The organism is Rhizobium sp. NRK18 (assembly GCF_024385575.1).
GTDB lineage: Bacteria > Pseudomonadota > Alphaproteobacteria > Rhizobiales > Rhizobiaceae > JANFMV01.
This window is the reverse complement of the sequence record NZ_JANFMV010000001.1, coordinates 1,904,195-1,916,469: the sequence shown is the minus strand read 5'-3', so window position 1 is coordinate 1,916,469 and position 12,275 is coordinate 1,904,195. Positions and strand designations below refer to the sequence as shown.

General features: G+C 60.2%; 12 protein-coding genes. 3 read left to right on the top strand and 9 right to left on the bottom strand.

Annotated features, from left to right (window positions below):
- Positions 1–54 precede the first annotated feature (54 nt).
- Complete coding sequence (locus NN662_RS08820; RefSeq protein WP_261929910.1) at positions 55–1,428, bottom strand: class II 3-deoxy-7-phosphoheptulonate synthase; 1,374 nt, start codon at positions 1,426–1,428, stop codon at positions 55–57.
- A 266-nt stretch (positions 1,429–1,694) separates the two neighbouring features.
- On the opposite strand from NN662_RS08820, the gene NN662_RS08815 reads away from it, so the two are divergent.
- The gene (locus NN662_RS08815) at positions 1,695–2,984 is read left to right on the top strand and encodes a TadE/TadG family type IV pilus assembly protein (protein ID WP_261929909.1); all 1,290 of its coding nucleotides are present in this window, start codon (positions 1,695–1,697) and stop codon (positions 2,982–2,984) included.
- Between the two features lie 12 nt (positions 2,985–2,996).
- Here NN662_RS08815 and gor read toward each other — a convergent pair whose 3' ends face one another.
- The 3 genes from gor to rpiA all read right to left on the bottom strand — a co-directional run bounded on the left by gor (position 2,997) and on the right by rpiA (position 5,778).
- Positions 2,997–4,385: a glutathione-disulfide reductase gene (gene gor / locus NN662_RS08810; RefSeq protein ID WP_261929908.1), complete on the bottom strand. Its 1,389-nt coding sequence runs from the start codon at positions 4,383–4,385 to the stop codon at positions 2,997–2,999.
- A gap of 119 nt (positions 4,386–4,504) precedes the next feature.
- On the bottom strand, positions 4,505–5,059 hold the full coding sequence (locus NN662_RS08805) for a DUF2059 domain-containing protein (protein WP_261929907.1): 555 nt from the start codon (positions 5,057–5,059) through the stop codon (positions 4,505–4,507).
- Between the two features lie 20 nt (positions 5,060–5,079).
- Positions 5,080–5,778: a ribose-5-phosphate isomerase RpiA gene (gene rpiA / locus NN662_RS08800; RefSeq protein ID WP_261929906.1), complete on the bottom strand. Its 699-nt coding sequence runs from the start codon at positions 5,776–5,778 to the stop codon at positions 5,080–5,082.
- A 154-nt stretch (positions 5,779–5,932) separates the two neighbouring features.
- On the opposite strand from rpiA, the gene NN662_RS08795 reads away from it, so the two are divergent.
- On the top strand, positions 5,933–6,607 hold the full coding sequence (locus NN662_RS08795) for an HAD family hydrolase (protein ID WP_261929905.1): 675 nt from the start codon (positions 5,933–5,935) through the stop codon (positions 6,605–6,607).
- A gap of 71 nt (positions 6,608–6,678) precedes the next feature.
- Here NN662_RS08795 and NN662_RS08790 read toward each other — a convergent pair whose 3' ends face one another.
- From NN662_RS08790 to NN662_RS08780, 3 genes are all read right to left on the bottom strand, one after another.
- Positions 6,679–8,583: a murein L,D-transpeptidase gene (locus NN662_RS08790; RefSeq protein ID WP_261929904.1), complete on the bottom strand. Its 1,905-nt coding sequence runs from the start codon at positions 8,581–8,583 to the stop codon at positions 6,679–6,681.
- 435 nt (positions 8,584–9,018) lie between these two features.
- Positions 9,019–9,687 (bottom strand): aquaporin, encoded by a 669-nt coding sequence (locus NN662_RS08785; RefSeq protein ID WP_261929903.1) that lies wholly within the window; start codon positions 9,685–9,687, stop codon positions 9,019–9,021.
- A 13-nt stretch (positions 9,688–9,700) separates the two neighbouring features.
- Positions 9,701–10,006, bottom strand: a complete 306-nt coding sequence (locus NN662_RS08780; RefSeq protein ID WP_315972588.1) for a metalloregulator ArsR/SmtB family transcription factor — start codon at positions 10,004–10,006, stop codon at positions 9,701–9,703.
- A gap of 140 nt (positions 10,007–10,146) precedes the next feature.
- Here NN662_RS08780 and fumC point away from each other — a divergent pair, with 140 nt between their 5' ends.
- Positions 10,147–11,550 carry a class II fumarate hydratase gene (gene fumC, locus NN662_RS08775; RefSeq protein ID WP_261929901.1) on the top strand — a complete coding sequence of 468 codons (1,404 nt, stop codon included), beginning with the start codon at positions 10,147–10,149 and terminating at the stop codon, positions 11,548–11,550.
- Positions 11,551–11,561: 11 nt separating this feature from the next.
- Here fumC and NN662_RS08770 read toward each other — a convergent pair whose 3' ends face one another.
- Both NN662_RS08770 and NN662_RS08765 read right to left on the bottom strand, forming a co-directional pair.
- Positions 11,562–11,852, bottom strand: coding sequence for a type II toxin-antitoxin system RelE/ParE family toxin (locus NN662_RS08770; protein WP_261929900.1), 291 nt, complete (start codon positions 11,850–11,852; stop codon positions 11,562–11,564).
- Positions 11,849–12,106, bottom strand: a complete 258-nt coding sequence (locus NN662_RS08765) for a type II toxin-antitoxin system ParD family antitoxin (RefSeq protein WP_261929899.1) — start codon at positions 12,104–12,106, stop codon at positions 11,849–11,851. The genes NN662_RS08770 and NN662_RS08765 overlap by 4 nt, the downstream gene beginning before the upstream one ends.
- Positions 12,107–12,275 lie beyond the last annotated feature (169 nt).

Sequence of the window (12,275 nt, the reverse complement as noted above, 5' to 3'; positions counted from 1 at the left end):
CCGGCCCTTCGAATGCAAGTTCAATCGACTGAAACGATCGATCAGCGCCGCTGATCAGCCGTTGACGACCATGCGCTTCTCGTCATGGGCTTCCTTCATGCGTTCGGCGAGCAGGAAGGCGAGTTCGAGCGCCTGGTCGGCGTTGAGACGCGGGTCGCAATGCGTGTGGTAACGGTCGGCGAGATCGTCGCCGGTCAGCGCGCGGGCGCCACCCGTGCATTCGGTGACGTTCTTGCCGGTCATCTCGAAATGAACGCCGCCCGGATGCGTGCCTTCCGAACGGTGGATCTGGAAGAAGCTTTCGACTTCCGACAGGACGCGTTCGAACGGACGGGTCTTGTAGCCATTGAGCGTGATCGTGTTGCCGTGCATCGGATCGCAGGACCAGACGACCTTGCGGCCTTCCTTTTCGACGGCGCGGATCAGGCGCGGCAAGTTGTCGGCCACCTTGTCGTGACCGAAACGGCAGATCAGCGTCAGGCGACCGGCTTCGTTGGCCGGGTTCAGGATGTCGATCAGCTCGATCAGGCCATCGGCGGTCATCGACGGACCGCACTTCAGACCGATCGGGTTCTTGATGCCGCGGCAGAATTCGACATGCGCATGGTCGGGCTGGCGGGTACGGTCGCCGATCCAGATCATGTGACCGGAGGTCGCGTACCAGTCGCCGGAGGTGGAATCGACACGCGTCAGCGCCTGCTCGTAGCCGAGCAGCAACGCCTCATGGCTGGTGAAGAAATCCGTCTCGCGCAGCGAGTGATTGTTCTCCGACGTAATCCCGATCGCCCGCATGAATTCCATGGTCTCGGAAATGCGGTCGGCGAGCTTGCGGTAGCGTTCCGCCTGCGGGCTGTCCTTGACGAAACCGAGCATCCACTGGTGGACGTTTTCGAGATTGGCGTAGCCGCCCATGGCGAAGGCGCGCAGAAGGTTCAGCGTCGCGGCCGACTGACGGTAGGCCATGATCTGGCGTTCCGGGCTCGGAATGCGGGCCTCCGGCGTGAACTCGATGCCGTTGATGATGTCGCCACGGTAGCTCGGCAGCTCCACATCGCCCTGCTTCTCGATGTTCGAGGAGCGCGGCTTGGCGAACTGGCCGGCAATGCGGCCGACCTTGACGACCGGCAGCTGTGCGCCGAACGTCAGCACGACGGCCATCTGCAGGAAGGCGCGGAAAAAGTCACGGATGTTATCGGCGCCGTGTTCAGCAAAGCTTTCGGCGCAGTCGCCGCCCTGCAGCAGGAAGCTGTCGCCATTGGCAACGCTTGCCAGCGCGGACTTCAAACGGCGTGCTTCACCGGCAAATACCAACGGCGGAAAAGTGGCGAGCCGGTCTTCCGTTGCCTTCAGAACTGCCTGATCCGGATAATCCGGCACCTGCTGAATGGGCTTGTTGCGCCAGCTGTCGGGTGTCCAAGTCTGTGCCATGTCAATCACCTACTCACGGTCCGGACCATTGAGCCCGGAGATACGTCCTCTTCAAGTGGGCGGCTTATAGCGCCTGACAGCCGCCATGTATAGCGCCAATCGAATGCACAGCCGACACGGGGCTCGGAAAGATTTTGTTAAGCAAGATGGCGACATTTGCCCCGTTTCTGCCACACTTAGCAACGCTTTAAGCTTTGTCGTGCTAACTCCGTCAATATAAAGGGATTTAAACAGCCTCAACGACATCGGGGCAAAGCGACGGCAAGATGAAGCGGGCAATCGGCAAACTCTGCTCGGATCGATCCGGCAATTTTGGCATGCTTTTCGGGTTGTGCCTTGTCCCACTTGTGGGGATGTCGGGCGCGGCCATCGATTTCGGTTATGCCTATTCGATTCACCAGGAAATCCAGAACTCTGCCGACACAGCAGTTGTCGCGGCCCTTTCCGAGCAGTCGATCGGCGTGGTGACCGGCATCAACAACGATATAAACGGCACCGTCAAGGTTGCCCAGAAGGATGCCAAGGCCCTGTTCCAGGCTCAGATGAGCGAACAAGCCAAATCCTTGATCGACAAGGTCAGCCTGACGGTCAAGCGCAAGAAGGGTGTGTTTACGGCGACGCTGACCTACCAGGCCCATGTCCCCACGACGTTGATGGGCATCCTCGGCTGGAAGCAGATCGCGATATCCGGCACGGCGACGTCCCGGTATGACGGCGCCACCTACATGGATTTCTACATGCTGCTGGACAATACGCCATCGATGGGCGTCGGCGCCACGACAGCCGATATTTCCACGATGGAGAAAAATACCTCGGATAGTTGCGCCTTCGCCTGTCACGACATGTCCAACTCGAATAGCTATTATAATCTCGCCAAGAAACTCGGCGTTCAGACGCGCATCGATGTCGTTCGCCAGGCAACACAGAACCTCACCACCACAGCCGACGAAACCAAGCGTTACGCCAACCAGTTCCGGATGGCAGTCTACACCTTCGGAAGCAAGGCCGAAGCTGCCGGCCTGACCAAGGTTGCAGATCTGTCATCCGATATGTCGAAGGTGCGCAAAGACGCCGACGCCGTCGATCTGATGACCATTCCGTATCAGAACTATAATGGCGACCAGCAGACCTCGATCGATACCGCAATGACAAAAATTGCCGTCGACATGGGCAAGGGTGGCGACGGTTCGAGCGCAAGCTCTCCCGAAAAAGTCCTGTTCTTCGTATCGGATGGCGTCGGCGACAGCTACAAGCCCTCTACCTGCACGCAACCCACGACAAACGGCCGCTGCCAGGAGCCAATCGATATCTCCTTTTGCAAGCCTTTGAAGGATGCGGGCATCAAGATCGCCGTGCTGTACACCACCTATCTGCCTCTGCCGAAAAATGGCTGGTACAATACCTGGATCAAACCGTTCCAGAGCAAGATCCCGACCCAGATGAAGTCCTGCGCCAGCGACGGCCTGTTCTTTGAGGTTTCCCCCACGGAAGGCATTTCCGACGCGATGAAGGCGCTCTTCCAGAAGGTGATCAACTATCCGAAGCTCACAGGCTGACGAGCGAGCCGATCAGACCCGCTCGCCGTTCCTGATCCGGTAGGTCGGCTGATACATCGTCACCAGTTCTTCGGACGCAGTCGGATGCACGGCCATGGTCCGGTCGAAATCGTCCTTCGTGCATCCGGCCTTCAGCGTGATGCCGAGAATCTGCGCCATTTCGCCGGCATCGTGACCCAGAATATGTGCCCCGACCACCTTACGGTCCGCCGCATTGACGATCAGCTTCATCAGCGTCTTTTCCGTTCGACCGGAAAGCGTCGCCTTCAGTGGACGAAACTCTGCCCGATAGACTTCGATTTCCTCGAACGCCTTGCTGGCCTCCTCCTCGCCGTAACCCACCGTGCCGATTTCCGGCTGCGAGAAGACGGCAGTGGCGATAAGGTCGTGATCGGGAGAGGTCGGATTGCCCTTGTATTCGGTTTCGATGAAGCACATCGCCTCGTGAATGGCGACGGGCGTCAACTGTACCCGATCGGTGACATCACCGAGAGCGAAGATTGAATGGACATTCGTCCGCGAATATTCGTCGACGACGATCGCGCCCTTGGCGTTCGTCTCGACGCCGGCATTTTCGAGCCCCAGCGTTTTCGTGTACGGATCGCGACCGAGCGCCAGCATGACCTGGTCGACGTTCAACACCTCGCCGCCCTTCAGCCGCGCGGTACGGGCACCGCTCGACGTCTCGCGCACCTCCTCGATTACATCGTGGCAGATGATCCGGACGCCCTTGGCTTCCATCGCCTCATGCAGCCGGCGCCTGAGGTCGACGTCGAAGCGCGACAGGATTTCCTTGCCGCGATAGACCAGCGTCGTCTCGACACCGAGCCCGTGGAAGATATTCGCAAACTCGACGGCGATATACCCGCCACCGGCGATGAGGATCGACTTCGGCAGCGCCTCCAGGTGGAATGCCTCGTTGGAGGAGATGCAGAGCTCGTGGCCCGGCAGCGCCTCGTGCGGGTTTGGCGCACCGCCGACGGCGATCAATATGCGCTCGGCGGTGACCACATGCCCCGTGCTGACCAGCCGCACCGCATTCGGCCCCTCGATCAGCGCCCGCGTCTCGAAGACCTCCGCGCCGGCATTGGTGACACCCTTGCGGTAGAGACCCTCCAGCCGTTCGATCTCCTTGTCCTTGGCGGCGATCAGCGCCTTCCAGTCGAACCGGCTTTCCCCGACCGTCCAGCCGAAGCCGGCGGCGTCCTCGAAGTGCTCGCTGAACTGCGAGGCATAGACAAAGAGCTTCTTCGGAACGCAGCCGCGAATGACGCAGGTGCCACCAAAGCGATATTCCTCGGCGATCGCCACCTTCTTGCCCATGGAAGCCGCCAGCCGGGCACTGCGCACGCCGCCGGAACCGCCACCGATGACAAAGAGATCATAATCAAAGGAAGGCATGGGCGACTCCGGAGTGCAGCAGGAAATTTGAATGTGAAACGCCTAAGCCATATGGGCCTGTCATGCAAAAAAGAAAAGCCCGGCGAACCGGGCTTTTCGAAACGCGCGTGTTAAGGCGATCAGGGCTTGGGGGCCGGAGCCGCGTCGGACGCGGCCGGAGCCGGCTGCTGGGCCTTGATCTTTGAATCCATTTCCTTGGCGACGGCGACAGACAGATCCCGTGAAACGCCCGAAGCCCAGATCTGGGCGGCCTTGTTCAGTTCGCGGGCGGCGATCGGATTGTACTTCAGGAACTTCTTGCCGAGGTCCGAAGAATAGAAGGCGGCGATCTGCTTGAGCTCGTCGAGGGTGAATTCCTTTGCGTAAACGACGGCCGCCTCATGCTCGAGGTCGCCGCGACGCTTGGCGATCACCAATGCCTGCTCGTCAACAATGTCGTTGATTTCCTTCTCCAGGTTCGGAGATGCCTGGATGAGCTGGGTCTTCAGGCTGGAGGCGATCTGCGGAAGGATGTTGTCAAACGGGGCGGTGGCGCCAAGTGCGTCGAGCACAGTGTAGGCCTCCTTGACCTGCGCTTCACTCGGGTCCTCGGCCCTAGCCACGGATCCGAACGCCAGACCGGAGAAAATAAGGGTCACGATTGCCGCGCGGCCAAGACCAGCGAATTTCATCATACGCTTCAAGCTCCTGTTTCCTATGTTGCCTGCAGGGTCCGCACGCCGTCGGCGCCGGCTATGATTGCAAGCGAAGCGATGTTGATAAACAGCCCGTGTTCCACCACACCGGCTATTGAAAAAAGTTCTGCCGACAAGGCCTCTGCATCACGAATACGGCCAAATGATGCATCCAGAATGTAGTGTCCGCCGTCGGTCGTAAACAGCTCGTCGTCCCGCGTGTGGCGCCATGTCAGGGCACCCGAAAGACCAAGCCGGGAGGCCGCTTTCTCGACGGCGAGAAGCGTTGAGGCACTGCCGAACGGATTGACTTCGATCGGCAGCGGAAAGGCGCCCAGCGTCTCGACCACCTTGCTCTCATCGGCAATGACGATCATCCGGTCGGAGGCCGTGGCGACGATCTTTTCGCGCAACAGCGCGCCGCCACCACCCTTGATCAGCCGCAGCCGGCTATCGAGTTCGTCGGCGCCGTCGATCGTCAGATCGAGATGGGGCAACTCGTCAAGGGATTTGAGTGGAACCCCGAGTTCCAGGCAGAGCCTTGCGGTCCGCTCGGATGTCGGTACGCCCTCGACGGCCATGCCGTCGGCAACCTTCTCGGCCAGCAGCCGGACAAACTCCTCGGCCGTCGATCCCGTACCGATGCCGAGACGCATTCCATTCTCGACGTGAGCAAGCGCCGCAGCAGCAGCCTTGATCTTCATTTGACGGGCGTCCATGCGCCGCGTTCCTCCCTTTATTGCACCGGACTGCTGTTTACACGGCTGAAGCGCCAAACGAAAGCCCCAAGAGCGATCGAAACCGGACATTGCATTCCGGCCCGCCATCCCTTACCGAACCTCAATCGCTCCCGCTCAAAAAGAAAGGCCGCCCATGACCTCGCCAGTCGTCGTCTTCGATCTCGATGGCACGCTCATCGATACTGCCACCGACCTCGTGACGACCATCAATTACACCATCGGCACGGCGGGCCTCGCGCCGGTCACCTATGAAGATCTGACCTTTCTTGTCGGACAGGGCGCACGCACGATGATCGAACGCGCCTTCTCCATGCGCGGAGAAAGCATCGACGAGGCCAGGCTGACCGAGTTGATGGGCGTCTTCGTCGAGCATTACCGTGCCGGCATGCCGGGAGAAAGCACGCCCTACCCCGGCGTCATCGCCGCCATGGAGCGGCTTTCGGGCGCCGGCTACAAGCTGGCCGTCTGCACCAACAAGATGGAATCGCTCGCCGTCCGGCTGCTGGACGGTCTCGGCCTGTCCGGGCATTTCGCCGCGGTCACCGGCGGCGACACCTTCCCGGTGCGCAAGCCCGATGCCCGCCACCTGACGGAAACCATCGCGCGCGCCGGCGGAACGCTCGGCGGCAGCGTGATGATCGGCGACAGCGTCAACGACATCATGGCCGCCCGCAACGCCAACGTGCCCTCGATCGCCGTGCCGTTCGGCTATTCGGACGTTCCGGTGGCGGAACTATCTCCCGGACGGATCATCACGCATTACGACGAGCTGACCCCCGGCCTCGTCAAAGAGCTGACCAGCGCTTGAAACGCCTGGACATCGATTGAAAAAGGCGGCCCGAGAGCCGCCTTTTTTATTCCGTTGCTTCCGCTTTCCGCTCAGCTGTTGGCGCGGGCGTCGCTCGTCGCCTTGAAGGCGCGGTCGAGATACATGTCGCGGCTGTAGACGTCGTCGAAATACTCAACGACACCGTCCTTGTTCGGCCATGCGGTGAAATAGGAGACGTAGACCGGGAACTTCTGCGGCAGCGGCACGGCGCGGTTCTGTCCGCTGGCAATTTCCTGGTTGACGTAATCGACGTTCTCGCCAAGCACCGCCGCTGCCATCTGGCGCGGTTCGGCAAGACGCACGCAGCCGTGGCTCAAGGCGCGGACATCGCGCTGGAAGAAGCTCTTGGCCGGCGTGTCATGCATGTAAATGGCATGCGCGTTCGGGAACAGGATCTTCAGGTCGCCCAGAGCGTTGCTGCTACCCGGCAACTGACGCACGTCGACGCGCGGTGCCCGGCTCCAGTCGATGGCCGACGACGAAACCTTGCGGCCGTTATAGCTGACCTCATAGCCGTTGCGGTCGAGATAGCTCGGGTCGCGGCGCAGCTTCGGCAGCATCTCGTTGATGATGATCGACTGCGGAACGCCCCAGTACGGATTGAACTCGACGGTCTGGATCTCGTCCTGGAAGAAATAGGTCTGGTGGTTCGGCTGGCCGACCACGACCTTCATCGACAGCTGCTCCTGGCCTCCATTGATGTAATAGGCCTTGTAGGCGGGCTGGTTGATGAAGACGTAGCGCGGGCCGAGATTGTTCGGCAGCCAGCGGGAACGCTCCATGGCGGCGACGATCTTGTTGATCTTCGCCTGGTTGGTTTCGCCGACCATCGCGTTGATCGTGTTCTTGCCGATGATGCCGTCAGCACCGAGGCCGGCTTCCTTCTGGAAACCCTTGACGAGGTCGACCAGCTCCGGCGTGTAGTCCGGTGTGCCCTGATAGCTTGCCAGCACCGGCGCGAAGCTGGTCTTCAGGTCTTCGGTGCCATGCTTGCGGATGGCGGCAACGACGTTCGCCAGTTCCGGATCGCTCATGCCGGGCTTGATGAAGGTACCGGGCGCGATCACGATCTGGTCCTGATCCTTTGCCTCGGCCTGCAGGCGGGCGAGCTCAGCCTTCAGTTCCTGGAAATGCTGCTCGGTCGGCTGACGCTTGTCGAGATAGCTCGCCACATCGGTCGACAGCGAAAGGATCGGCAGGATGGCCTTCAGGTTGACCGTCTTCAGCTTGAAATCGTGATAGCCGGAAATCTTGTTGGGATCGACGCGACCGCGAATGTCGTCCTGGACATAGGCAAGCACCTTGGTCGACAGTTCCAGTTCGAACTGCATGAGTTCCTGGTTGCGGGCAACGGGATCGGCAGCGTCAAAACTGTCTGAAGGCACCTTGACCGCATAGTCGGACGGGTCGAGCCCGACGGAGGCCGCATCCTCGAGCTTGGCGACGGCGGCCTTGGCCTTGTCGGTCACCTGCATGCCGGAAACCCAGATCAGCGGCTGGCCGCTGCCGTAATAGGCTTCGACGGCGCCGGCAATGTCATTGGTCGCCCGCACCCGCGCATCGGCCAGCGACTGGCGCTGATCCACGGCCGTATCGGTCGAGACCTTGACGACGCTGGATCCGTCCTCGTTGACGGAACCGGTGGTGATTTCATCGGTCCCCTTGTTGGCCTTGACGGCAATCTTCACCAGCCGCATCGCTTCCGGCTTGTAGGTGTAGTAGCGCGGCGAGGACACCGTCGGCGTGGGATCGTAATCGTCGGCACTGATCAGGTTGCGTGAGGACTGCGGCTGGACCTGGCCGGGAGCGGGCTGGGAAACATTACGCTCGCTGGTCCGGCCGCGGATGATGTCCATCAGCGTGAGCGCATGGGCCGGCGCCGCCGCACCCGCCGCCGCCGCGCAACCGAGCGCAATTGCCAACATGGATGCGGATGCATGTTTAGTAAGGGTCATACGTGTTTCCAGTTCCCGTAATTCAGTCCAGTTTTGGTGCCCGCCTCTTCCGGTCGGAAAGTTACAAGGCACCGTTTCAGTGGCATTCTGCGATGATTTTCCGGTTTGCCGCTGCCCAGGCAAGACCGCAACGCCCATCGGCCGCAAATCAGCCAGGACTCCCGTCGCCCTGTTTAGCCGATAAGACTTAAATTGAAAAGAAATTGGCAAAACCGTGACCGTTGTTTGACCTGTCACAATTCCGTGAAATGACTACACTCCATCCCGATTTCTTGGTTAATTTTATGAAAATACATCTTAATTTTTTATGAACACAAGAAGCCCCGGCTCGCCCCATTTCACTCAACGGCAGGCAGGCAAACCGCAAAGCGAAACGGCGTGTCAAAAATGGCACGATCAGAAGGCGAACAATTGCGGGCAGATGCCGTCAGAGGCTCAGCCGGCCGGCTTCGATCGAACCAGAAACCAGCGGCAGAACAGAAATGCCAGCAAAGCCGAAGCGAACTCAGCCGCGACGAAGGCCGGCGCATCGAGCGGACGAATGCCCGCAAACGTGCGCGATAAGGTGCGGGCGATCGTGACCGCCGGGTTGGCAAACGACGTCGACGCGGTGAACCAGTAGGCGGCTGTAATATAAAGCCCAACGCAGGCCGCCACCGCTTGCGGCCTGGCGTTCAATGCCCCGAGGATCACGGTCACCAGCCCGAAGGTGGCCACGCCCTCGGCAAACCACTGGCCGGGACCGCTTCTCACCTTGTCGGAATACTGCAGGAGATCGAGATCGAACATCAGATGCGCCGCCCAGACGCCGATGATAGCGCCTGTCACCTGCATGACGACATAGCCAAACGCCATCTCCAGGGAAACCTCCCTGCGAAGATGAAAGACCATCGTAACGGCAGGGTTGAAATTCGCACCAGAGACGGGGCCGAAAACTGTGATAAGCACAAAAAGGATCGCCCCGGTCGGGATCGTATTGCAGAGAAGGGCGATGGCGACATTTCCACCCGACAACCTCTCCGCCATGATGCCCGACCCGACGACGGTCGCCAGCAGCAGTGCTGTTCCCAGAAGCTCGGCCACAAGCTTGCGCGATGATGTCATGACGGCCTCGCGGTCAGCATTTGCGATCGCCGACCAGCGGCGCACAGACCGCGGGATCGCCTTTGCAGCAGTCTTCTGTCAGAAAGCAAAGCAGACCGGCCATCGTCGAAAGTTCGCTTCGATACCGAATTTGGCGGCCTTCCCGGACGCCGTAGATCAATCCGGCCTGCGACAGGATTGCCAGGTTGGCCGAAAGCGTGTTCGCTTTCATATTCAGCGCAGCAGCAATATCGCCGGCGACGAGCCCGTCCGGCTCCTCCGTCACCAGAAGACGAAAGATGTCCAGCCTGACATCGTGACCGAGCGCCGAGAGCGCCAAAAGGGCTGCCTTCTTTTCCATATTTCCAGAAATCATGAATTGTCGAATTATTCAACCGCGCTTTTTGTGGTGGCGAGCATTTTCAACAGGGGCGCGGCTGCCCTATATGTTCCCACAAAACATGATACGGAGAGTCAGCTATGAGCACGGACAAGACCACACGGACGGAGAGCGACACTTTTGGCCCGATCGAAGTCGACGCGAGCCGGTATTGGGGCGCCCAGGCCGAACGCTCGCGCGGCAATTTCAAGATCGGCTGGGAAAAGCAGCCGCCGGCCATCGTCCGGGCCCTCGGCATCGTCAAGCAGGCGGCGGCACTCACCAACATGGAGCTGGGCCAGCTCGACAAGGACTTGGCCAGGACGATCGCCGCGGCAGCACAGGAAGTCATCGACGGCAAGCTCAACGACCACTTTCCGCTGGTCGTCTGGCAGACGGGCTCGGGCACGCAGTCCAACATGAACGCCAACGAGGTGATCTCCAACCGGGCAATCGAAATGCTCGGCGGGGTCATGGGATCCAAGAAGCCGATCCACCCCAATGATCACGTCAATATGAGCCAGTCGTCGAACGACACCTATCCGACGGCGATGCACATTGCCTGCGCCGAGGAAACGGTCCGTCATCTGATCCCGGCGCTCAAGCACCTGCATGATGCGTTGGACGCAAAGGCAAAGGCCTTCGCCGATATCATCAAGATCGGCCGTACCCATACGCAGGACGCCACGCCGCTCACGCTCGGACAGGAATTTTCCGGCTATGCGGCGCAGGTCGCCTCCGCGATCAAGCGCATCGAGGCCACCCTGCCCGGCCTGTACGAACTTGCCCAGGGCGGCACCGCCGTCGGCACCGGGTTGAATGCGCCGGTCGGCTTCGCGGAAAAGGTCGCAAATCATATCGCCGAGATTACCGGTCTGCCCTTCGTGACCGCCCCGAACAAGTTCGAAGCACTGGCCGCCCATGATGCCATGGTCTTCGCCCACGGCGCGATCAATGCCGCCGCCGCGGCCTGCTTCAAGATCGCCAACGACATCCGCTTCCTCGGCTCCGGTCCGCGTTCGGGCCTGGGCGAACTGGCATTGCCGGAAAACGAACCGGGTTCGTCGATCATGCCGGGCAAGGTCAACCCGACCCAGTGCGAGGCGATGACCCAGGTCTGCGCCCACATCTTCGGCAACAATGCCGCACTTACCTTCGCCGGCAGCCAGGGGCATTTCGAATTGAACGTCTTCAATCCGATGATGGCCTACAACTTCCTGCAGTCGGTCCAGCTGCTTGGCGATGCGGCCGTCTCCTTCACCGACAATTGCGTCGTCGGCATCGAGGCCCGCGAGGACAACATCAAGGCCGGGCTCGAGCGCTCCCTGATGCTCGTCACCGCGCTCGCGCCCAAGATCGGCTACGACAATGCCGCAAAGATCGCCAAGACGGCACACAAGAACGGCACGACGCTGAAGGAAGAGGCGCTGGCGAGCGGACTGGTGAGCGCCGAGGACTACCATGCGATCGTCCGGCCGGAATTGATGATTGGGCCGAAGGATTGATATGAACTGGCTTATTCGAGCCAGTTATCGCGATCGCGCGCCCCGTGAACGACGGCAATGACAAAAATGCCGTCGTTCGTGGGCTCGTACAACACTATGTAATTCCCTTCGATCAGTATCCTGAGCCTTGGACTCACATCACTACGTGGTGACCCCATCTGCGGCTGCCCGGCCGCCAGCTCGATCTTGTCGAAGATGCGCATGAGCAACCTGTCCGCAGCATCCGGATTGTTTTCGGCAACGGCGCGCCAGATGTCTCGAAGGTCCTGCTCCGCCTTCGGACTGTAGTTGATGCGGGTCATGTTTTGTCGAAGGCAGCCTTCAACTCTGCCAGAAAGGCGGTGGGGTCGATTTCCCGTGGCTCGCCGCTCGCAATCCCATCTTCATAGGCTTTTCTAAGCAGCTTCACTTCAAGTCGCTTTTTCTCCTCCCGCTCCTCCCAAAGCCTGAGCGCATCGCGCACGACTTCGCTGTTGGAGGCGTAGGCGCCGGATTTCACTGCCCCTTGCAGGCGCAGCACCTGCTGGGGCGAAAGGGAGATGGTAAGGGTTTTCATCGGTTCGTTCTTCATGGGCGGACAATACAGCAGCTAACAAGAACTAACAATATTTGTTAGCATCGCTCTTTCCTGCCCGCCAACCGCCACCAGACAATCCTGCCGTTGAAGCAATTGCATTTGTGCACCGCAACGCATAGAGAATGCGGGATATTTCCCGCTTTCTCGG